Source organism: Gemmatimonas sp., assembly GCF_031426495.1.
Taxonomy (GTDB): Bacteria; Gemmatimonadota; Gemmatimonadetes; order Gemmatimonadales; family Gemmatimonadaceae; genus Gemmatimonas.
In genome coordinates, this window is the sequence record NZ_JANPLK010000085.1 from 1 (window position 1) to 21,534 (window position 21,534).

Consider the following 21,534-nt stretch of genomic DNA (forward strand, 5'->3'; position numbering starts at 1 on the left):
CGACAAGGCGGACGCGACGGGCACGTTCTTCCGCCGCAACCGGCACTACGATCCGGTGAGCGCGCGGTTCACGCAGGAGGATCCGATCGGGATCGCGGGCGGGCTCAACCTGTATGGGTTTGCGGGCGGGGATCCGGTGAACTTCGGGGATCCGTTTGGGCTGTGTCCAAATCCGATGGCGACGGGTTTGGGCGCGCTGCAGTGCATTCTGACCGACTTCGTCGGCGGAGCTTCAAACGCACTGTCGAATGTTGCGACAGCAATCGGAGCGGCACGCGCCGCAGGGCAGCAGCGGAATGCAGCCTGTATGAGTGATGCGATGTGCATGGCGCTGTCGTTCGGAGTTGGTGGGATGGGTGGGGGAGCTAAAGGCTGGGCGGGACTGAACGCCAAAACTCTTGCAGGCAAGTCCATGGCCGAGGTTGAAGCAATGGTGCCGCAAGCGTGGGCTCGACAGACCACAGCCAGAGGAGGTGGCATTCGATATGTTCACCCAACCAATTTGGGAGAACAGCTCAGAGTTCAACCGGGCAATGCATTTGATCCGAATCCCCTGAAGCAGGGGCCATACTGTCGGATAAGTCAGTGCGGTCAGACTTCAAATCCAATTTCTCTTTTAGGTAACCCAACACTTCCACCTTCGCGGGAGGAGTAGATGGACAATTTCGAATCAGCAATCCTCGAGCTTGCGACTGAGGACTACATGGGCCTCTGGGAGTTTCTATGGTCCGAGGAAGCGAAAAATCCCGATTGTGATAAACTCGGGCTCCTGGAAGGATTGCAGCGATCGGTAAAGGAATTGGTCAAAAGCGGACGGTTAAGGATTTATCGAGGCTCAAACTTTACCGGTGAGGAGAAACTGGTTCCAGTTAGCGACCTGACTGAGCTGATTGACCTTCGCAGCTCCTGGGAGGCTCCGCAAACTGGTAGTGAACATCTTCGTGTACTTACTCCCGACGCTTAACCTGAATCGCTCCGACCATTGTACCACATCGGTCAGCATGACCGTGTAAGAACATATTGAAGAAGCCCGGTCATTCTGTCGTCAATCGCTCTGACTTTCGACCACGCGTGCGAACCGTCGTTACCGGTACGACGCGTGGGCAATGTGCAATTCGAGCAGCACCCGGACACCCGCCAGCACGACGATCGCCTGGCGTACTACGGCGCGGATGAGCGACTGCGGGCGGTGGCTGCGCGCACGTATGTCGAGCTCGAGCCGGGGACGCTGGTGTTCGAGGAGTACGGGCACGACGCGTTCGGGCGGCGGGTGTGAGTGCGGACCGCTCGGCGCTGCGATGTGGGGCTGTTCACCAAGTCGCGTGCGCCTCTGCGTTCTCTGCGCTCTCTGCTCCTCTGCGTCATCATTTCTCCTCGCCCACAAGCAGTACGCTACGCCGCCCGCGACACCACGGGCTCCGACGCCGCCAACGACGCCAGCAGCCGTCGCCGCTCCACGAGGGCCTTCACGTGATCACGCTGCAGCAGATACAGCCAGCCGCCGAAGAGCGCGGCGACGACGGTGAACACCCAGAGCAGCACGCTGGCGCCGGTGTCGGGGTACCATCCGCGCGCCACTTCCAGCAACAGTGAAATCCCGCCCGCCCACACCGCCACGCGCGGGGCGGCTTCACGCAGACCTCGCGCATCGCGTCCGTAGAACTCGGCGATCACGTACCCGGCCAGCGTAAATGCGGCCACGTGTTCGAGCAGTCGATACACCGCTGGCTGCGTGAGCTCCACCTGCACCGGTGCGAGGGCGATGATCCAGTGCCACGTCGGCGTGACGGCGTCGAGCGGCCAGAGCGACGACAGCGCCAGATACGCCGCAAACAGCGGCAACACCAATCGCAGGGTGGGCAGCTCGAAGCGACGATGCGTGCTCGCGGCGAGGTCGCGCGTAGTGGCGATGCTGCGCAACAGCGCGATGCCGACGGTGAGCGTGGCGCCGGCGCAGATCAGATCGATGTCACCGCGTGCACCAGGGACCACCGCCACCATCACCCAGCCTAGCGCGAGCGCCACCAGCCAACGCCGGTCCTGATACCCCGACCGATGGCGAGACGGCGCGAGATACGCGGCGTGCACGGTACCCAGAATCGCGCCGGCAAAAGCGGCCAGCGGCAGCACGAAGATCCGTCGCGCGCCGCCTTCGCTGCCGCTTCCGATCAGCCAGCAGAGGGGGATCAGCTGATACACCAGCCCCATGAGCGGCAGCTCCAGCGCCAACGACTGCACGGCGGTGTCGTCTTCCAGATGACGGGCCAGGCGGGAGAACGCCCACGCCCCGAGCGCCGCGCCGGCGGTGTTGGTGGCCAAATCGAGCAGCGACGTGTACCGCGTGGGTGAGAAGAGCTGCAGCGTCTCGATGGTGCCACTGAGCACGGCGCCGAGCACCACGACGCGAGGCCAGTCGGGCGGGGCGCCGCGGGGGCGCGTGAGCTGATACACGAACCCGAACGGCACGAACATCAGCACGTTCATCACGAGGTCCGACCAGTTCCAAATGTTGGTCAGGCCGTGCGCCGGTGTCCACTGAAAGCGGAAGGGCGCCATGGTGATAATCGACGTGACCAGCGCGAGGTAGCCGAGGACCGCCCGTCCGAGTCGGAGGGCGGTGAAATCGGCGGTGCGCCGGAAGCGGAAGCGGGTGACTGGCATGCTCCGAGGAGTATCGGCAGGTGGTAGCTTTTTACGGTCCCTCTTCCACCCCTGCCAGGCGTTTGCCCATGCGTTTCCCTGCTCTTCTGACCCCGCTCGCCTGCGGCGTCCTCTTCCAGACCGCGCTCAGCCCGTCGGTGGCCGTGGCTCAGGCCCCGCGCGCGGCGGCTAGCCTCCCGGCGCTCGACTCGACCACGTTTGCGGCCTTGTCGTGGCGCAATATCGGTCCGTTCCGTGGAGGCCGGTCGGTGGCGGCGGTGGGCGTGCCATCGCAGCCGCTCACGTACTTCGCGGGCTATACGGGAGGCGGGTTGTGGCGCACCGACGACGCCGGCAACAGCTGGCGCAACATCTCCGACGGCTACTTCAGGACGGGGTCGGTGGGGGCCATCGCGGTGGCGCCGAGCGACGAGAACGTGATTTACGTGGGCATGGGTGAGCACGCGATCCGCGGTCAGTCGTCGACGTACGGCGACGGCATGTACAAGAGCACCGATCAGGGGCGTAGCTGGACGCACATCGGTCTTGCCGCGTCGCGCCAGATCTCGGCCGTGCGCGTGCACCCGAGCAATCCCGACGTGGTGTACGTCGCGGTGCAGGGCGATCGCTGGAAAGGCACGACCGATCGCGGCATTTATCGGACGACGGACGGCGGCAAGACGTGGACGCAGCTGCTGAAGGGAGAGAACGCGTTCAGTGGGGCGAGCGACCTGTCGATGGACGCTACGAACCCACGCATTCTGTACGCAGCGATGTGGGATCATCAGCGCACGCCGTGGATGGTGCGAAGCGGTGGCGCCGGCAGCGGCATCTGGAAGTCGGTGGACGGGGGCGACACGTGGAAGCGCAGTCAGGAAGGGCTGCCGAAGCTGGTGGGCAAGATCGGCGTGTCGGCGTCGCCGGCCAATCCCGATCGTGTGTACGCGATTGTGGAAGCGGAGAACGGTGGACTGTTCCGCAGCGACGATGCCGGCAAGACGTGGCGTCAGCAGTCGGGCGACCGTTTGATTCAGACGCGCTCGTGGTATTACATGAACATCACGGCCGATCCGAAGAACGCCGACGTGGTATGGGTCATGAACGCGCCCGCGATGAAGTCGATCGACGGCGGCCGCACGTTCGCGAGTGTGTCGGCTACGCATGGCGACAACCACCAGCTGTGGATCAACCCGACCAATCCGAACTACCTCATCAACGCGAACGATGGCGGCGCGTCGATTTCACTGGATGGCGGCAAGAGCTGGAGCACGCAGGACAATCAGCCCACGTCGCAGTTTTATCACGTGGCGGTGGACGACGGCTTCCCGTACAAGCTGTACGGCGGCCAGCAGGACAACAGCTCGGTGATCATTCAGTCACAGAGCGACGGTGGCAGCATCGGCATTCGTGAGTGGACGGAAGGCCCGGGCTGCGAGAGCGCCAACATGGGGGTGAGCGCCAAGAATCCGCGCTACATCTACGGCGGTTGCTATCAGGGACTGATCGACGAGATGGACGCGAACAACGGCCTCACGCGTACAATCATGCCGTGGCCCGAGATGAACCTCACCGAGCCCACCGACAAGACGAAGTATCGCTTCAACTGGACGGCGCCGATCGAAGTCTCGATGCACGACGACAAGGTCGTGTACCATGGCGGCAACGTGCTGTTCAAGACGACGACGCGCGGACAGAGCTGGACGCCGATCTCGGGCGACCTCACGCGCAACGACAAGACGCGTCAGGGATGGGGCGGTGGTCCGATCACCAACGAAGGTGCCGGCGGCGAGGTGTACGCCACGATCGTCGTGATCGAAGAGTCGCCGCACGATGCTAACACGATGTATGTGGGCACCGACGACGGCGTGATTCAGCGCACGCGCGACGGAGGCAAGACGTGGACGAACGTCACGCCGGCGTCGTGGGGCGATGGACTCGTGAACGAGATCGCGATCTCGCCGCACGATGCGGGCACGATCTATGTGTCGTTCCGCAAGGATCGCCTAGGCGATCCGACGCCGCACATCTTCGTGTCGAAGGACTACGGCGCCACGTTCACGCGCATCGTGAATGGCTTGCGCGACGGAGAGCCGGTGCGTGTGGTGCGAGAAGACACCGAGCGCAAAGGCCTGTTGTACGCCGGTACGGAAACGGGCGTGTACGTGTCGTACGACGCCGGTGCGCAGTGGCTGCCATTCCGCGGCAATTTCCCCGTCGTCCCCGTGACGGATTTGCAGGTGAAGCACGGTGACTTGATCGCCGCCACCGAAGGACGGGCCTTCTGGATTCTCGACGATCTCTCGGTGTTGCGTCAGCGCGCTGATGTGATCGAGAAGGCGGCGATGCACCTGTATGCCCCGCGCGCGGCGATACTGGCTGGCGGCGGCGGTTTCGGCGCGCCGCGCAACGCGGGCAAGAACGCGCCGTACGGTGCGGTGATCAACTTCCGCTTGGCGGCGGCGCCCGATACGGCTTCGACGCTGCTGCTGGAATTCGTAGACGGTAAGAACGCCGTCGTGCGGTCGTTCGCCACGAAGGGTGACACGGTAAACAAGCTCACCGTGAAGCCGGGGCTGAATTCGTTCAACTGGAATCTGCGTCGTGCGGCGCCGGCGCGGTTGGCTGGCGTGCTGCTGTTCGGCGCCCCGGGTGACGGTGGTGCGCGCGTGGTGCCGGGCCTGTACACGGTGCGTCTCACCATGGGCAGCACGGTGCAGACGCAGAAGCTCGAGGTGAAGCAGGACCCGCGGCTTGACGTGCCGGCGCGGGTGGTGGCCGAGCGGGATTCGGTGGCGAACCTGCTGTCGAGTCGCATCAACGAGATTCACGAAGCGGTGTTGCGTGTGCGTGATCTGAAGACGCAGGTGCAGGGCTACGTGACCCGCGCCAAGGAAACGAGTGCGCCCGACACGATCGCCAAGGCGGGCCGCGCGCTCACCGAGAAGCTGGGCAAGCTGGATCCGAAGATGACGACGAAGGCCGGCAACGGGCAGGACATCATCAACTACGCCAACGGCATCAACGGCCAGTATGGCTTCCTGCTCGGTCAGGTGGAAGGCAACAGCGAACTCACGCAGCCGGTGAAGGATCGGTTGGTGGAGCTCGAGAAGCTGTGGCAGACGCTCAAGGCCGAAGTGGAGCAGGTGGAAACGGTTGATGTGAACGCGTTCAACGCACTGCTGCAGAAGCACAACGTGCCGGGCGTGATCGGAGCCGCGAAGAAGAAGGGGCCGATTGCATGAGCGCAGTTCTGCGTTTTGGGTATCGGGTTTTGAGTGGGACGGCGCTGGTGGGGGGACTGACCTCACCGGCGTTGGCGCAGAAGAAGGGCGCGGTGGCGCCGCCGTATGTACCGCCGGCGGGGGCGTGGGAACGTCGCTCGCCAAGTGCGATGGGCATGGATTCGGTGAAGCTCGCCGACGCCATTGCGTACGCCATCGAGAAGGAGAGCAAGACGCCGCGCGATCTCGAGCTCAATCACTACCAGACGTTTGGTCGCGAGCCCTTCGGGGCCGCGATCGGACCGCTGGCGCCGCGCGGTGGCGCCACGGGCGTGATTCTGCGTAAAGGCTACGTGGTGGCCACCTGGGGAGATCCGAACGCGGTCGAGATCACCAACAGTGTGACCAAGAGTTTCCTGAGCACCGTGGTGGGGCTCGCCTTCGACGCGGGGCGCATTCGCAGTGTGGACGACACGGTATCACAAGTGATGCCTCCGATCCTGCGCGCGTATCCCAACGGCACCGGACTCGGCGCCGACTGGCCGGGTGACGCCAAGTGGCTGCGTCCGTTCGACAGTCCGCACAACAAGCGCCTGACCTGGGATCACCTGTTACGGCAGGTAAGCGACTGGGAAGGCACGCTGTGGGGCAAGCCCGAGTGGGCCGACCGTCCGGCGCAGCAGGTGAACACGTGGACTACACGTCCGCGCGTGGAGCCGGGTTCGGCGTACGAGTACAACGACACGCGCGTGAATGTGCTCGCACTGGCGGCGTTGCAGGTGTGGCGTGAGCCGCTGCCGGACATTCTGCGTGACAAAATCATGGAGCCGATCGGCGCGTCGAACACATGGCGCTGGTACGGCTACGACAACTCGTGGATCGTGCTCGACGGCAAGTTGGTGCAATCGGTGAGCGGTGGCGGCCACTGGGGCGGCGGCATGATGATCAACGCCTGGGACCTGGCACGCTTTGGCTTGCTCACGCAGCGTCGTGGCGTGTGGGGTGGCAAGCAGCTGCTCTCCGAAGCGTGGGTGACGAAAGCGCTCACGCCCACCCCGGCGCAGCCCACATACGGCTACATGAACTGGTTCGTGAATACCGACCGGAAGTACGTGCCGGCGGCGCCGACGCAGGCATTCGTGCATGTGGGAGCCGGGAATAACATCATCTACGTGGATCCGGTGAACGACGTGGTCGCCGTGGTCCGCTGGATCGACACGAATGCGTCGGTGAACGGGTTTGTGGAGCGCCTGCTGGGTTCGCTGGCAGCGGCGAAGTAACACACGCGGTATGGCTGGCTGATTCGATTAGATTTTGAGGTATGCACACGGATCGATTCGTCAGCCTCCGCGAGGAGTTGGCCAATGCCGTCACGCACGGCGTTGGTCTGGTGCTCAGTCTCATCGGGATGCCCATCCTGATCCTCGCCGCGATGAATCGCGGCGAACGCGCCACGGTGATCGGCGCCAGCGTGTTCGGCGCCACGCTGATCGCCCTCTATGCGGCGAGTACGCTGTATCACGCGATCCCGCACCCCACGCTCAAGCAGAAGCTGCGCGTGGTCGATCACGCCGCGATCTACCTGCTCATTGCCGGCACGTACACGCCATTCACGCTTGGCGTACTGCGCGGCACTTGGGGCTGGACGCTGTTCGGCATCGTGTGGACGCTCGCCGCGCTCGGTGTGTTGTTCAAGGTGGTGTTCGGCAGCGGCGCGATGGCGAAGTTGTCCACGGCGATCTACGTGGCGATGGGCTGGGTGATCATCATCGCGATCAAACCGCTGATGGCCTCCATGGAGCACGCGGGATTGATGCTGCTGGTGGCCGGAGGGCTCTGCTACACGGGCGGTGTGATCTTCTATGTGGACCGCCGCCGCGCCTGGACGCATCCGGTGTGGCATCTGTTCGTCATGGGTGGCAGCATCTGCCATTATTTCGCGGTGCTCTGGTACGCCGCTCCTGCGCGATAACCGAGTGGTGCCGTTGGCGGTGCTCGGTCCGGCACTGCTGTTCCTGACGGCCGGCATCCTGCACTTCGTGATGCCGGCGTTCTTCGACCGCATCGTGCCACCGTGGGTGCCCAACGCGCGACTCGCCACGTACGTGAGTGGCGTGTTCGAGGTCCTGGGCGCCATCGGGTTGCTGATCCCGGCCACGCGTGTTGCCGCGGCATGGGGGCTCATTGCTCTGCTGGCTGCGGTGCTGCCGGCCAACATCCACATGCTGAATCAGGCGCGCGCCGCCCATGCATCGGCGGGGTACATCGCGGGGCTGTGGCTGCGCTTACCGTTGCAGCCGCTGTTGATGTGGTGGATCTGGCGTGTGGCAATTCGCCGCTGATTGCAACGTCGTGCTTTGTGTGATGGCTAAATAACGGCAGACCGCTGATTCTCGCTGATCACGCACGAATTCGTGCGGTGTGGGTCGCGCGCGCCGCATGCCAAGTTGGGGTCGTTTTTTGTTGTTCAACTACAAACAACGACCCGGCGTGCACCCCCGGTCTCCGGAGCGCGTACGTGCGAATCCGTGTGCTATTCGCGTAAATCCGTGGTAAGAGCTGTTCTCCCCTTTGCTGCGATTCGGAACTGCTCTGGATGCTTCGGCAGCAAAAGAAACGGCAAACCGCTGATTTCCGCGGACAACGCACGAATTGGTGCTGTGCAGACCGAGAGCTCCGCATGCCGCGTTAGGCCTGCTGTTTGTTGTTCAACGACAAACAGCGACCCCGTGTGCCCCCCGGACTCCGGAGCGCGCGCGTGCGAATCCGTGTGGGATTCGTGGCAATCCGCGGTCAAAGCTGTTCTGCAACGGTTGCTGCACAGCTCTGCTTCACTCGACGCACCAGAAGTGGTCAACGCGTTACAGCGCGATCACGTCGCGTTCGGCGATCACGAACAGCGTGTCCTGCTCCGACCGCTCGTACATGCCAGAACCGGTAAAGCTGGAGAAAGCCGGCAGCACCCCGACGCGGGGACCGAACACGAACGTGGCGAGGCGCGCGTGCTGACGGCCGCGGCCGAACACCGAGACGCACGGGTGCAAATGTCCCGCCAGCACGTAGCCGCCCGCGTGCTCTACCGGCTCGTGCACGCCGATGAATGGTCCGATGGCAAACGGCGCATCCACGCAGACAATACCCAACGAAGCCGGTGGATCGCCGGCATGCGCATCGTGATTACCACGCACCAATGTGATCGCGACCTCCGCATGCACCTCGCGCCATACGCCGATCGTGGCCAGTGTATCAGCATGGCGTCCGGCGCGTGCGTGCAGCAGATCACCCAGCACGACCAGATGGGTTGCCGCCGTATCGTGCAGCACGCGAGACAATCGCGCCAGGTCGCTGGCCGTGGTGCCCGTGGGCACCGGCACGAACGCGGCCCGAAACGCCGCCGCCTTACCCCAGTGGAGATCGGCGACCACGACGATGCCGCGCTCGGGGAGCCAGAGCGCGCGATCGGGCAAGAGCACGAGCCGCTCGCCGCCTACGATATGCGTGACGGCGCCGGACGGTATGAGATGCCCCCTCACGTCACCACCTTCGTGGCACGGCCCGCATGCGCGCGGAATGTCATCGACGTGCCCGATCGTGTCGACTTCTCGGCCGCGACCGTCATGCGGCGCACCCGATCCGCCAGCTTCTCCGAGGTCACACGCGACCGCGTAGAGTCGACCAACAGCGGAAAGGCGAGCGGCGTCGGACGCTCGACATCGATCACGCGCACGATGCTTTCCGACAGGCGCTGCAGCACACGGCCCAAGCGGCTCGATTCGAGCTGCCGCTCGAGCACCTCACGACGGGCCTGCTGCACCAACAGGTTCTCGGGATCGTAGTTCACGAACACATCGTACAACAATCCACTCGACGCCTGCATCTGCTTGACCGATTTCGACTGCCCCGGATAGCCTCCGAAAATCAAGCCGGCAACCCGAGCGATCTCCCGGAACTGCCGTCGGGCCAGCTCAGCGGCATTGAGGCTGTGCGTGATATCGTGCAGCAGGTGCTCCGTCGCCAGTAAGCCCGACTCCAATGCCTCTTCCAGCGGCGCGGCGTCGGCGGTGAGCAGCTCGAATCCATAATCGTTACAGGAGAACGAGAACGAGATTGGCGTCAGCTGCGCCATGCGATACGCAAACAGCGCGGCGAGTCCCTCGTGCACCAAGCGGCCTTCGAACGGATACACGAACAGGTGATGACCGTCGCGGGTTTCGCAGCGCTCGATGAGCAGCTCATCCGGCCGCGGAATGATGCTGCGCTCGGCCTGCAGCGTGAGTACCGGCTGGACCGCCTGCATCTCGGGATCGCTGTACACGCCCTGTCGCGCCTCCTCGAGCTTCGCCCGTACCGCGTGCGAGAGCTCGGTGCTGAGTGGCATGCGGGCGCCCTGCCAGCGCGGAATCGCCCCGGTGATGCCCTTCGCCTTGCGTACCCATGCCGTGAGATCGCGCAGCCGCACGAACTCCAGCGGTGTGCCGGCGAAAATGAACTTGTCGCCCGGGGCGAGACGAGACACGAACGACTCTTCCACCGTGCCGAGTCGGCCGCCCTTGAGATAGCGCACGGCGATGGCGGCGTCACTGACGATGGTGCCGATGTTCAGCACATGTCGCATTGCGACACGGCGATCGGTCACCATGTAGCGATCCCCCACCAGTTGTACGCGCGCATACTCGGGATAGGCCTTCAGGGCATTACCGCCGCGCGTCACGAAGTCGATGACCCAATCCAGCTCCACCTCGGTGAGGCGGCGATAGGCTCGTGTGGAACGCAGCTCCAACAGCACGTCGTCACGGGTGAACCCTCCACCCAGCGCGAGCGTGACCAGATGCTGCGCCAGGAGATCGAGTGGACGATCGAGCGGTTCACGACTCTCGATCGCGCCGGCGCGCATGGCGTCACGGGCGGCGGCCACTTCCACCAGCTCGAACGCATGCGTGGGCACGCACAGAATGCGCGACACGCGCCCCGGTGAATGCCCCGACCGACCGGCCCGCTGCATCAGGCGTGCGACGCCTTTGGGGCTGCCGATCTGCATGACGAGGTCGACCGGTGAGAAGTCCACGCCAAGATCCAGCGAGCTGGTGGCCACTACCACGCGATAGCGCCCCGTCTTGAGTCCGTCTTCCACGTCCTCCCGCTGCGTGCGTGAGAGCGAACCGTGATGAATCGCGGTGAACTCGAACCACGCCGGATTGGCCGCGATGATGGATTGAAACCAGATCTCACATTGCGAGCGTGTGTTGGTGAACACGATCGCACTCTGTGCGGCCTCGAGGCGCTGCATGACCTCGGGCAACAGCTTGGTGTTGAGGTGCCCCGCCCACGGAAACCGGTCGATGGTGTCCGGGGTGAGCGCCTCGACCTGGGTGTCTTTCGGCACGATGCCACGCACGAGTCGTCGCGCGTGTGGGGCGCCGTCGGCACGGTAGCCCAGCAGCGTGTCGGCTGCGGTGTCGAGATTGCCCAACGTGGCCGACACACCCCACGTGCGGAGCTGGGGACAGATGCGTCGCAGGCGCGCCAGCGCCAACTCCACCTGCGCGCCGCGTTTGGTGGAGAGCAGCTCGTGCCACTCGTCGACCACAATGCAGCGCAGGTCGGAGAATATCGCCTCGTGATCCTTGCGACAGAGCAGCAGTGAGAGCGACTCTGGCGTGGTCACGAGCGCTGACGGCAACCGGTCGCGCTGTCGCGCGCGTCGAGCGGCGGTCGTATCACCAGTGCGCGATTCGACGGTCCACGGCAGGCCCATCGCTTCAATCGGCTCACGCAATGCCTGCTCGGTATCGGCCGCGAGCGCCCGCAGCGGCGTGATCCAGAGTACCCGCAATGGCGCGCCGTCGGCACGACGACGCAGGGTGCGCGGCACTTCGTGCTCGGCCAGCGCTTCGAGTACGGGTCCCATCCAGGCGGCGTACGTTTTGCCGGTGCCGGTGGCGGCGTGAATGAGTCCCGACTCGCCGCTGGCGTAGGCGCTCCACACTTCACGCTGAAAGGCAAACGGACTCCATCCACGCGTGCCAAACCACTGCTCGAGCCGTGCTACTGCGTCACTCACCGGCGGGCTCCGAGTTGAGCAGTGCCTTGACCGTGTCCAGCGTATCCGCCTCGCTGGCCGGTTTGTCACGACGCCACCGCGCCATGCGCGGAAAGCGCACCGCGATGCCACTCTTGTGGCGCGTGCTGCGCTGAATGCCCTCGAAGGCCAGTTCGAACACGAGCTCCGGCTTTACGGTGCGTACCGGTCCGAACTTCTCGAGCGTGTTGCGACGCACGAAGGCGTCCACCTCGCGGATCTCGGCGTCGGTGAGTCCTGAATACGCCTTCGCAAAGGGCACGAGCGCGTCACCGTCCCAGATAGCGAACGTGTAGTCGGTAAAGAGTCCGGCGCGCCGACCGTGTCCCGCCTGCGCATATACCAATACCGCATCGACCGTGAGTGGATTCACCTTCCACTTCCACCAGTCCCCGACCTTGCGACCGACGCCATAGGGCGACACGCGACGCTTCAGCATGAGTCCTTCGGCCTGCATGTCGCGCGAACGTTCGCGGGCGTCGCGTGCGGCACTCCACGACGACACGTCGAGTACCGGCGACATTCCCATCGACGCACCACCGGGAAGTCGCGAGACGATGGACACGGCCAGCGCGCGGCGATCACGCATGGGCCGGTCACGCACATCGACGCCATCCGCCTCGAGGCAGTCGTACACGAGCAGATGGCAGGGCACGTCGGCCAAGAGTTTCTTGCCCACCGTCTTGCGGCCGATGCGCCGTTGCAGTTCACTGAACGGCAGCGGCTTGCCGTCACGCCAGGCCAAGAGTTCGCCGTCGAGCACAGTGCCATCAGGCAACCACGTGGCGCTCGCTTCGACTTCGGGAAAGCGATCGGCCAGCAGCTCCTCGCCGCGGCTCCACAAGAAGGTGCGCCCACGACGCCGTACAAGCTGTGCGCGAATCCCGTCCCACTTCCACTCCAGCTGCCAGTCGTCGGGCGCGCCCAGTGATTCGAGCTCGGCCTCAAGCGGATACGCGAGGTAGAACGGGTAGGGTCGACTCCAGTCGGCGTCAGTGGTTTCAGTGGCGACCAGCTGCGTGAACCACGCCGCGCTCGGCTCCCATTGTCCCATGAGACGATGCGCGATGGTCTCGGCGTTGATCCCGCTCACCTGGGCGAGCGCGCGCACTACGAGACCGTCGGACACGCCGACGCGAAATGATCCCGTGAGCAGTTTGTTGAAGAGAAAGCGCGAGGTGCCGTTGAGCGCCTCCCACGCGTGCCGCAACGCGTCGCGTTGCACATCGCTGTCCATCCGGGCGAGTGGTAGCAGCCGCTCTTCCACCCACCAAGCAAGCGTATGCGCGTCGTTGGCGTCGCTCTCGGGCACCAACAGCGAAATCGTTTCGGCCAGGTCGCCGGCTTGCGCGTAGCACTCTTCGAACAGCCACGCCGGTACATCGGCGGCCTGGGCCGCCCAGGCGCGCAAGTCGGGGGCGCGTACCAGTCGTTTTGGTCTGCGACCCAACAGAAACGCGACGGCCCAGGCGGCATCCGGCGCGGCGGCGGCGTTGAAGTACGCCACGAGTGCAGCAACCTTCTCGCTGGTCGCCGTCGTGGCGTCAATCGTATCGTACAGCGCGGCGAACTGTCTCATGACGCTGTATCCACCGTGACGTCATCGCGCTCGCCCTCGTAGCGCGTCGCGATGGCCCGCGCATCGAGACCGTGGTCGGTGAGCCACTTCACCACGGGACCGGTGAAGCCATGCGTGACCCAGACCCGCTCGGCGCCGGTGGCGCTGATCGCGCTGAGCAACTGCGGCCAATCCACGTGGTCACTGAGGGTAAAGCCCGTGTCGACTCCGCGTCGTCGTCGCGCTCCGCGCACTTGCATCCAGCCGCTGGCAAAGGCGGCGCGCGTGCTGCCGAAGCGACGCGCCCAGGCCGATCCGTCGGCGCTCGGGGGCGCCACTACGATCGCTCGCGATGTGGCCGATGCTTTCGTGGCCGTGAGCGCATACAGCGTGCTGGGCATCGCGATGCCGCCGTCGCGGTACACCTGCGTCATACGCTCCACGGCGCCGTGCGTGAGGATCGGTCCGATGGAGGGGTCGAGACCGGCCAGCATGCGCTGTGCCTTGCCGAGTGCGTAGCCGTACAGCAACGACACATGTCCGTCATTCGCGTTCTGGGTCCACCACGTGTTGATGTCGGCGAACACCCGTTGCTGGTTCGGCCAACGGTAGATCGGTAGGCCGAACGTACTTTCCGTGATGAACGTGTGACAGCGGACGGGCTCCCACGCGGCGCAGGTGGGATCGGGGTCGGTCTTGTAATCGCCGGACACCACCCAGACCTCGCCGCGATACGCGAGGCGGATCTGGGCCGAGCCCAGGATGTGTCCGGCTGGGTGAAACGACACGGTGACGCCGTTGATGTCACGCGTCTCGCCATAGGCAATCGATTCGAGGCCGGCCGACCATGCGCCGAGTCGTTCACGGGAGACACCTTCGCCATCGCGCGCCACGAGGTAGCGCTCACATCCCCACGTGAGGTGATCGCCGTGCGCATGCGTGATGAGCGCGCGCGGCACGGGAGCCCACGGGTCGATATAGCAATCGGCGGCGGCACAGTAGAGTCCGCGCGCGGTCTCGGTGAGCAGGGACATGATCTTCTGAGTGTCCGACCGTGCGTTCAGGTTCCCGCTGAGTACCCCGAAAGGCGCGAAGCTCTCTCGACAGTGTGCGCCTGGGACGTGCAGATTGGTGGACGATGCGTCTCGCTGCCCTTCGATCGTTGAATGCTTACCTGTTCCACCGCGCGCGGTCCGTTTCGGGCGTGCCGACGGTGCTGGCGCTCGCCGTGCTGGCGGGTGCCGTCGACGCGTTGTCTCCCCGCGTGCTGCGGGCACAGCGCGCTACGTTCGCGTCCGACCCGGCGCGGCTCGTACGCGAGGTCGTGCGCGAAGCGGACACCGCGGGCGTGCTGGCGGCGGAACAGCGCTGGCGGCCGCGGGTGCGTGGCGATCGGTACATGACCGCGCTGCTCGATGGTTCTCTGGCACGGCTGCGTTATCGCAGTGACGAAGCGACGCGACAGTATCGCGTGGCGCAGTCGGACTCACTGAGTCGCACCGGTGCCTACGCGATGATGGGCTTGGCCTCGGTGAGCGGACAGCGCTCACAGTACACGGAGGCGCTCTCGTTGTACCGGCGGGCGGCGCGGCGCATGGCCCAACTCGGTGATTCGGCCGGCCAGGTCGAAGCCATGCTCGGTGAGTCGATGACCGTGTTGCGGACCGCCGGCATTGAACCGGCGAAGCAGCTCTTTCGCGACGCGGCTGTGCTGCTCCCCGCTGGCGATGCCTGGTTGCGGGCCCGGCAGCGATGCCTGCTCCTCCAGGTCCAGGTGCGCGCGAGCGAAGTGATTACCGACAGCAGTTGGCAATTGGCGCTCAACGACGCGAAGCCGCAGGGCCCGCGGGTGTACGCCGACTGCCTCTTTGCGCAGGCGCAGTATCTCGACGGGCGCGGAAATCGCCAGCAGGTCGGCATCGTACTCGATACACTTGCCAGCGTACAGCGCCGGGCTGGGCTAATGCCGGGGCTAGCGGCCACGCTGCAGTGGAGAGGCACGACTTTTATTGTCGGCGGCTATTACTTGGCGGCTCGAAGACGACTGCGAGAGTCGCTCGATGTCGCGCGACAGAGTGAGAGTCGCGGCGGTGAAGCGTGGGCGATGCTGAATCTCGGGCAGATTGCGCAGCGCACCGGTGCGGTGGGCGACGCCGGCCGCATGCTGACCGAAGCACGAGCGATACTGCTCGAGATCGGTGACCGAACCGGGCTGGCGTTTGCCGACCGGTTCATCGCCGAGGGCATGCTGCTGCGAGGGGATCTGGTCGCCGCCGATTCGGCATTCCGTGCGATGGCGTCGCACAGCGATGCGGTTGCTCCAACGGCGAACGTCGAAGTGCTGTTGACACGCGCCGACATCGCGCGTCGTGAAGGGCAGCTCGCACTGAGCGGTCAGCTGCTGAATATGGCGGACTCGTTGGCGTCTGCGCGCAACTACACAGGGAATACAACCAATCGTGCCTACCAGCGTGGGCTTTTGGCACTCGAGCACGGCGATGCGGCGACCGCCCTCGCGATCTGGCGCGCGCTGCTTGGCGTGCGCGGTATGCGCGGTCCGAACAGATTCGAAGTAGAGAGTCGGATCGCCGAGGCGGAAGCCTCGACGGGCGCGCTCGACGCGGCCTGGCGTGACTTCAGCCAAGCGCAGGCGACGATCGACGGCTGGCGCGCGACGCGGACGCGACGCGAAGATCAGTTAGCCGCGCTCGCCGACCGACATCTCGATTGGGATCTCGATCTCGGTCTGGCGACCCTCGTGTCGCACTTTGCGGTCGCGCACCGGGATGCCGAAGCGTTATCCATCGCTGAGTGGCGTCGGGTTCGGAGCCGCGAGCAGCAGGCGCTGCAGCGCGGCGTCCTCGCGGTCGACGGGACGCGTGTCGTCGGTGTGGCAGTTCGTGCGTTCGACTCGCTTGCGGTCGATCCGCTCCGCATTTCAGCGTTGGCGCGCGCAAGGCTCGCTCGAACGCATGCCGTCGTGAGCTACATCGTGGGTCGTGGCGGCGAGCCCACCACCGCGTTCGTGCTGACGCGTGACACGCTGGTCAGCGTTCGCATGGCGCCGATCGATTCGTTGGCGTCGCGCATCGAGCGCTTCAGTGCCTTCCTGCAGGCGGGTCGGTTGATGGCGCCACTCTCGCGCGAGCTAGCGGCCGCGCTGATCGATCCGGTCGTGCGTGCGCTCCCGTCACATATCACGCGCGTGGTGCTGGTCCCTGACGGCGCGCTACATCGTCTGCCGTTTGTCGCGCTGACCCATCCCGCGGGTGGCGCCTTCATCGAGCACTACGAAGTGGCGGTTGCGCCGTCGGTAGAGGATGCGCTCGGTGGTGCGGTCGGCGTGCCGCGTTTCCAACGCGATGGCCGCGACGCCTATCGCGCCGTGGTGGTCGGAGCGCCGGCGACGATGCCGATGATGCCCGGTACCACGTCGTCGTGGTCGGCGCTTCCGGGCGCGCGCGAGGAAGCGCGTCAGGTATCGGGCATGCTGCGTGGCGGCGAACTGCTCGACGGTCGGGGCGCGACGCGCGATCGGATCTCAACGCGACTCGGCGCCGGTGGACAGATCCTCCATATCGCCAGTCACGCCGTAGCCGATCCCTCGTCGTTTGACGGCAGCGGTATCGTGGTGCAAGCGACGTCCACCCATGACGGGCTATTCGATCTCGGTGACTTCTCGGCGCAACCGTTGCCGTTCGACTTAGTCGTCTTTTCGGCCTGCGCGAGCGGTGACGGCGTGATGTTGAGCGGCCAGGCGCTCCATGGCCTCGTGAGCACGGCGCTGGATGCGGGAGCGCGCGGCGTGCTGGCCACGCGGTGGCGGGTCGACGACGCGGCGATCGGGCCCTACATGGACGCGTTCTATCGCGCGCAGTTCGCCGGACGCGACGTGGTCTCGTCGCTGCACGCCGTTCGCACGGCAGCGCTACGCCACGGGGCCTCACCGGCCATCTGGGCGAATCTCGAGTACTTCGGCGATCCGACGCTGCAGCTGACGCTGCAGGCGCGCCCCGCCAGTGTATGGGGGCGATGGAGCAGTGCCGTCCAGCGCTGGTTCTCGCGCGTCGACTAACGCTGGCGGGTCAGTCGCAGCTCGCTGCGCGTGCGACGACCGTCGACCGTCGCGACGGTTACCCACCAGCCGGTGGTGCGGGTGCGATCGACCTCGGTGACCGACGGCCCGAGGACCGCGGTGGTGTCGTTGACCACGAGCTGCGTCACCGACCGTCCGTTCGCATCGAGCAATTCCAGCGTGTAGCTGGTGCTACCAGGCACCGCGCTCCAGACGAACCGCTGCGCGTCCAAGAGGACCGCGCCGCTGGCCGGAGCAATCAGCTGTGGCGCCGCGCTCACGGCTCCTGCACGAAAGCGAATCGCCTCATCGGTGGGCGCGCGCGTGGCGAGCGGCACACCGACAGCCAGCACCAGCGCCGCCGCGGCGGCGAGTGGCCACCAGCGGCGCGTCGAGCGCGTGGTCCCACGGGTCATCGACGCACGCGACGTCGTGTTGGGCAGCGCCCCGCTCGAGGCGACGTGCGCGGCTTGCAGCAGCGCGAGCTGCGCCGACGCCCCCGACGTGATCGCCTGCTCGAGGATACGCTCGCGTTCCGATTCCGAAAGCTCGCCGTCGAGCGCCGTGCGCATCGCCTCGGGCGTCGGCTGTTCCGACGCCGGTCGCTGCGCACGCGCACGCCGAAGCGCCGCGTAGGCGCTGCGCAATTCGTCGTCGTTCACGGCGTCTGCTCTCCATCCGCACGTAGCGCGGCTCGCAGGTCATCGAGCCCACGGTACAACAGGTTGCGCACCTTCGCCTCCGACCAACCGGTCATGCCGGCAATTTCTTGGCGTTCATATCCCTCGAGATGCAGCTGCACGACGAGACGGCGATTCTGCACGATGCCGCCGAGCGCGGCCTCGAGCCGGTGCGACAGCTCCGTTGACGCGCTCGAGTCGACCGGGGCGACCTGCAGCGACGCGGGGAGCGTCTCCGACGCCAACACCGTGTCGAGCGTGTCCTCACGGCGCGCCGTCCGTCGACGCAGGAAGTCGATGACGGCGGACATGGCGACCTTGTGCAGATATGACGCACCGAGCGCGTCCAGATTCTCATCGCTGGCGCGCGTCTTCCACAGTCGGATGCGGATGTCCTGTAGGACCTCGTCGACATCGTACTCGCGCAGTCCACGGGCTTGCGCGGCGCGACGCATGAGTCCGCCGAACCGCAGGAGCACGCGATCGATCGCGCCCCCGTTGACCGGCGCGACCGATTCCGAGTCATCCACGGGTTCCCCGCCGACATGCGGCGCTCGCGCTGTGGATTTGTTGGGGATCGGGAGCGCGTCGTGGGCCACGGCGTGGAATCTACTGACGGGACTGTCGCGCGCGAGCCACAGAAATCGCGAGAGTGAGAATCCGGCAATTCGTCACGCGTTACTCAGACGACAGCTCGCCGGGATAGATGATGAGCAGGCCCTGGCGCACAGTAACTCCTTTTCGAGCGAGTCAGACCGATGAACGTACGATCAGTGGTTGCAGTTCTCGCGAGTGTAATACTGGGGACGACGGCCGGAGCGCAGTCGGTACAGTTTCAGAACGGCTCGACGTTTACCACCTCGGGGATCGCCGGCTTCGCCACCACGGGTTCCATGATGACGGGGCTTCGCATCACGGCCAACTTCAGTGGAGGTAGTGTCTTCAGTGGCACGTGGGGCGACATCGGATCCTCGTCACCCGGCAACTTTGGACTCATTGACTCCAACTGGGGTCAGCTGACGCTCGGCGCCGCTCAGAACACCAACAACTTCTTTTGGCAGCTCCAAGTGACCAACCCGTTGGCGGGTACGTTGACGTCGCTCACGTTCAACGGAGGACCAGCCGGCGTGGTGTTCGACTGCCGCTATACCGTGTCGGGATGCGACAACGTGGCCGGGAGCGGCACGGCGATCGACGGTACGCCCGGCTCAAGCGGTGCAATCTCGTTTCAGCTGTCGCCCACCAATACGTTTCCCGCTGTCGGCGTGACGGCGATCTACTCGAACCTCGTCGGCCTCACCGGTCAACCGCCGGTGGGCGATCTCTTCGAGCAGTTCACACTGCAGTTCGGCAACGGAAACGGCGCGGGTCTTTCAACGGAGTCCGGCGCGTTTCTGTACGGGGTGGATACGGACAACGTGTTGACCGGCAGCGTGCTCGTGCCGGGCGGGCCGCCGCCCAGTACCACCGTGCCCGAGCCGTCCACCTACGCGCTAATGGCCGCCGGTCTGGCGGGCACGCTGCTCATGGCGCGTCGTCGGCGCACAGAGGCCTAGAAGCTCAGCGTCAACCCGCTGGAGAAGAACGTGTCGGTGGTGCGCAGCTGCACGCTGTTCCGCACCGGCGGCTCGGAGTTGTAGCGGATCACATAGCCCACCTTGAGGCCGATCTGCTTGGAGATCGGCGCCACGATCGCGCTTTCGGTGTTCAGGAAGTATGCGCTCGTGCTGTCGCCGATCGCGGGCAGATACTCGGCGGTCTGCTGTATGTAGGCGAGCTCGGTGAGTCGATGACGGAATTCCATTGCGGCGCGCGCGGCGGGGAAGGCGCGTGCCGCCTTGGCCGTGGATCCCGGCGTAAGCGTCTGTGAGAAGAAGGAACCGCCCAGCGCCACATTGAGCTTGGTCTGCTTGACGTCGACGGCGGCCACGGTCACGCCGAAGCCCTGTTGGAAGCGACTGCTGATGCCCTGCACCACGTTGCGATCGTAGCGCGACGCGACGAACAGCGCGACGCGATCGGCCACGGTGCGCTCGCCGCGCACGCCACCGTTCCAGAAGTTCGTGTTGACCTTCTCGTTCGCTTCACCGTAGAAGAACGCCAGATCCTGCACGACGGACCAACCGACCACACTGTACTTGAGCCGGTTGTTCACGTTCGTGGTCAGCGCGCTGGCATTCCCGCTGGTTTGCGAGAAGCCGAGGGAGCCATTGACCTCCCACATCTTTTTTTTCTTCGGCGTGGTGGACTGGGCCGCAGACTGCTTGGCCGCGTCCTGTGCGTATAACGCAACGGGTGCGGCGAGGAGCAGCGTGCCGATGAACAGACGGAAGGCGGTTCTGCGCATTCAGTGTTTGATGAAGGTCCCCGCTTGCAACTCGCGCATGGCGACCTGCAACTCGGCCTGCGTGTTCATCACGATAGGACCGTACCAGGCGACCGGCTCCTTGATGGGGGCGCCGGAGACCAGCAGAAAGCGAAGCCCTTGCTCGCCGGCCCGCACCACGACTTCATCGCCGCTGTCGAAGAGCACCAGCGACCGATTGCCGGACATGTCCCGCACGAGGTCGTCGTCGTTGCCCGCCGTCCGCTCCGTCAGCACGCCCATCGGGTCCGAGGCATGACGGAACGTTCCAGTCCCTTCAAAAATGTAGGCGAAGGTACTGCGATATGCGTCCACCGGCAGTGACTTCGTACGGCCCGCCGGGACGAATACATCGAGGTAGCAGGGATCAGCAGCGATGCCGTCGACCGGGCCACGTTTGCCCCAGAATTCGCCACAGATCACGCGCACGGTGGTGCCGTCGTCATCGATGATCTCGGCGATCGCCTCGGACTGCACATCCTGGTAGCGAGGCGCGGTCATTTTCAGCGACGAGGGCAGGTTGGCCCACAACTGGAACCCGTGCATCCGTCCCTGGGCGTCGCCTTGTGGCATTTCGTGGTGCACGATGCCGCTGCCGGCGGTCATCCACTGCACGTCACCAGCGCCCAGCGTGCCGCGGTTGCCCAGCGAGTCGGCGTGCTCGACGTTGCCGGCGAGAACGTACGTGATGGTCTCGATGCCGCGATGTGGGTGCCACGGAAAGCCGGCCTGGTATTGCCGCGGGACGTCGTTCCGGAAATCATCGAACAGCAGAAACGGGTCGGTTTCCGACGTTTCGCCGAACCCGAAGGCGCGGTGCAGATGCACGCCGGCGCCTTCCATGGTGGCCTGGGCCTGCACGATTCGCTTGACGGGACGGATAGACATCAGACACTCTCGAGGTTGGGATGCCCTG

18 protein-coding genes are annotated in these 21,534 nt (G+C 65.2%); 9 read left to right on the forward strand and 9 right to left on the reverse strand.

The window, feature by feature from the left end; genetic code table 11:
• The 3 genes from RMP10_RS22645 to RMP10_RS22655 all read left to right on the forward strand — a co-directional run.
• The coding region (locus RMP10_RS22645) for an RHS repeat-associated core domain-containing protein (RefSeq protein ID WP_310572338.1) at window positions 1–655 on the forward strand (655 nt) is incomplete at its 5' end.
• On the forward strand, window positions 656–964 hold the full coding sequence (locus RMP10_RS22650; RefSeq protein WP_310572339.1) for a hypothetical protein: 309 nt from the start codon (window positions 656–658) through the stop codon (window positions 962–964).
• Between the two features lie 135 nt (window positions 965–1,099).
• On the forward strand, window positions 1,100–1,276 hold the full coding sequence (locus RMP10_RS22655; RefSeq protein ID WP_310572340.1) for a hypothetical protein: 177 nt from the start codon (window positions 1,100–1,102) through the stop codon (window positions 1,274–1,276).
• Window positions 1,277–1,392: 116 nt separating this feature from the next.
• Here RMP10_RS22655 and RMP10_RS22660 read toward each other — a convergent pair whose 3' ends face one another.
• On the reverse strand, window positions 1,393–2,661 hold the full coding sequence (locus RMP10_RS22660; protein WP_310572341.1) for a VanZ family protein: 1,269 nt from the start codon (window positions 2,659–2,661) through the stop codon (window positions 1,393–1,395).
• Between the two features lie 68 nt (window positions 2,662–2,729).
• Between RMP10_RS22660 and RMP10_RS22665 the strand changes: the two genes are divergently transcribed.
• Genes RMP10_RS22665 through RMP10_RS22680 form a run of 4 tightly spaced genes read left to right on the forward strand, consistent with a single transcriptional unit; the run spans window position 2,730 to window position 8,203 of the window.
• Window positions 2,730–5,882, forward strand: coding sequence for a glycosyl hydrolase (locus RMP10_RS22665; RefSeq protein WP_310572342.1), 3,153 nt, complete (start codon window positions 2,730–2,732; stop codon window positions 5,880–5,882).
• Window positions 5,879–7,141 (forward strand): serine hydrolase, encoded by a 1,263-nt coding sequence (locus RMP10_RS22670; RefSeq protein WP_310572343.1) that lies wholly within the window; start codon window positions 5,879–5,881, stop codon window positions 7,139–7,141. The genes RMP10_RS22665 and RMP10_RS22670 overlap by 4 nt, the downstream gene beginning before the upstream one ends.
• Before the next feature lie 41 nt (window positions 7,142–7,182).
• On the forward strand, window positions 7,183–7,833 hold the full coding sequence (locus RMP10_RS22675; RefSeq protein ID WP_310572344.1) for a hemolysin III family protein: 651 nt from the start codon (window positions 7,183–7,185) through the stop codon (window positions 7,831–7,833).
• 7 nt (window positions 7,834–7,840) lie between these two features.
• Window positions 7,841–8,203 carry a hypothetical protein gene (locus RMP10_RS22680; RefSeq protein ID WP_310572345.1) on the forward strand — a complete coding sequence of 121 codons (363 nt, stop codon included), beginning with the start codon at window positions 7,841–7,843 and terminating at the stop codon, window positions 8,201–8,203.
• A 519-nt stretch (window positions 8,204–8,722) separates the two neighbouring features.
• Here RMP10_RS22680 and pdeM read toward each other — a convergent pair.
• The 4 genes from pdeM to RMP10_RS22700 are packed head-to-tail and all read right to left on the reverse strand — an operon-like array spanning window position 8,723 to window position 14,532.
• A complete protein-coding gene (pdeM, locus tag RMP10_RS22685) occupies window positions 8,723–9,394 on the reverse strand; it encodes a ligase-associated DNA damage response endonuclease PdeM (RefSeq protein ID WP_310572346.1) in 672 nt (223 codons plus the stop codon).
• Entirely contained in the window at window positions 9,391–11,922 is a 2,532-nt protein-coding gene (locus tag RMP10_RS22690) for a ligase-associated DNA damage response DEXH box helicase (RefSeq protein ID WP_310572347.1), read from the reverse strand. Before RMP10_RS22690 ends, pdeM begins: the two co-directional genes overlap by 4 nt.
• Complete coding sequence (locus RMP10_RS22695; RefSeq protein WP_310572348.1) at window positions 11,915–13,519, reverse strand: ATP-dependent DNA ligase; 1,605 nt, start codon at window positions 13,517–13,519, stop codon at window positions 11,915–11,917. The genes RMP10_RS22690 and RMP10_RS22695 overlap by 8 nt, the downstream gene beginning before the upstream one ends.
• The gene (locus RMP10_RS22700; RefSeq protein ID WP_310572349.1) at window positions 13,516–14,532 is read right to left on the reverse strand and encodes a ligase-associated DNA damage response exonuclease; all 1,017 of its coding nucleotides are present in this window, start codon (window positions 14,530–14,532) and stop codon (window positions 13,516–13,518) included. Before RMP10_RS22700 ends, RMP10_RS22695 begins: the two co-directional genes overlap by 4 nt.
• Before the next feature lie 170 nt (window positions 14,533–14,702).
• Here RMP10_RS22700 and RMP10_RS22705 point away from each other — a divergent pair, with 170 nt between their 5' ends.
• On the forward strand, window positions 14,703–17,573 hold the full coding sequence (locus tag RMP10_RS22705) for a CHAT domain-containing protein (RefSeq protein ID WP_310572350.1): 2,871 nt from the start codon (window positions 14,703–14,705) through the stop codon (window positions 17,571–17,573).
• Here the strand turns inward: RMP10_RS22705 and RMP10_RS22710 are convergent.
• Both RMP10_RS22710 and RMP10_RS22715 read right to left on the reverse strand, forming a co-directional pair.
• Window positions 17,570–18,235: a hypothetical protein gene (locus tag RMP10_RS22710; RefSeq protein ID WP_310572351.1), complete on the reverse strand. Its 666-nt coding sequence runs from the start codon at window positions 18,233–18,235 to the stop codon at window positions 17,570–17,572. The genes RMP10_RS22705 and RMP10_RS22710 overlap by 4 nt on opposite strands.
• Window positions 18,232–18,852 carry an RNA polymerase sigma factor gene (locus RMP10_RS22715; RefSeq protein ID WP_310572352.1) on the reverse strand — a complete coding sequence of 207 codons (621 nt, stop codon included), beginning with the start codon at window positions 18,850–18,852 and terminating at the stop codon, window positions 18,232–18,234. Before RMP10_RS22715 ends, RMP10_RS22710 begins: the two co-directional genes overlap by 4 nt.
• A gap of 159 nt (window positions 18,853–19,011) precedes the next feature.
• Here RMP10_RS22715 and RMP10_RS22720 point away from each other — a divergent pair, with 159 nt between their 5' ends.
• Entirely contained in the window at window positions 19,012–19,809 is a 798-nt protein-coding gene (locus RMP10_RS22720; RefSeq protein ID WP_310572353.1) for a PEP-CTERM sorting domain-containing protein, read from the forward strand.
• On the opposite strand, the gene RMP10_RS22725 is transcribed toward RMP10_RS22720, so the two are convergent.
• Window positions 19,806–20,600 (reverse strand): DUF481 domain-containing protein, encoded by a 795-nt coding sequence (locus RMP10_RS22725; RefSeq protein ID WP_310572354.1) that lies wholly within the window; start codon window positions 20,598–20,600, stop codon window positions 19,806–19,808. The genes RMP10_RS22720 and RMP10_RS22725 overlap by 4 nt on opposite strands.
• Window positions 20,601–21,506: a pirin family protein gene (locus RMP10_RS22730; protein ID WP_310572355.1), complete on the reverse strand. Its 906-nt coding sequence runs from the start codon at window positions 21,504–21,506 to the stop codon at window positions 20,601–20,603.
• Between the last annotated feature and the right edge of the window lie 28 nt (window positions 21,507–21,534).

What these genes read in the sequence shown, in the direction of transcription:
- RMP10_RS22660 (WP_310572341.1), bottom strand. Translation starts at nt 2,661, where the DNA reads ATGCCAGTCACCCGCTTCCGCTTCCGGCGCACCGCCGATTTCACCGCC.
- RMP10_RS22730 (WP_310572355.1), bottom strand. Translation starts at nt 21,506, where the DNA reads ATGTCTATCCGTCCCGTCAAGCGAATCGTGCAGGCCCAGGCCACCATG.
- RMP10_RS22720 (WP_310572353.1), top strand. Translation starts at nt 19,012, where the DNA reads ATGAACGTACGATCAGTGGTTGCAGTTCTCGCGAGTGTAATACTGGGG.
- RMP10_RS22725 (WP_310572354.1), bottom strand. Translation starts at nt 20,600, where the DNA reads ATGCGCAGAACCGCCTTCCGTCTGTTCATCGGCACGCTGCTCCTCGCC.
- RMP10_RS22675 (WP_310572344.1), top strand. Translation starts at nt 7,183, where the DNA reads ATGCACACGGATCGATTCGTCAGCCTCCGCGAGGAGTTGGCCAATGCC.
- RMP10_RS22650 (WP_310572339.1), top strand. Translation starts at nt 656, where the DNA reads ATGGACAATTTCGAATCAGCAATCCTCGAGCTTGCGACTGAGGACTAC.
- RMP10_RS22695 (WP_310572348.1), bottom strand. Translation starts at nt 13,519, where the DNA reads ATGAGACAGTTCGCCGCGCTGTACGATACGATTGACGCCACGACGGCG.
- RMP10_RS22665 (WP_310572342.1), top strand. Translation starts at nt 2,730, where the DNA reads ATGCGTTTCCCTGCTCTTCTGACCCCGCTCGCCTGCGGCGTCCTCTTC.
- RMP10_RS22670 (WP_310572343.1), top strand. Translation starts at nt 5,879, where the DNA reads ATGAGCGCAGTTCTGCGTTTTGGGTATCGGGTTTTGAGTGGGACGGCG.
- RMP10_RS22700 (WP_310572349.1), bottom strand. Translation starts at nt 14,532, where the DNA reads ATGTCCCTGCTCACCGAGACCGCGCGCGGACTCTACTGTGCCGCCGCC.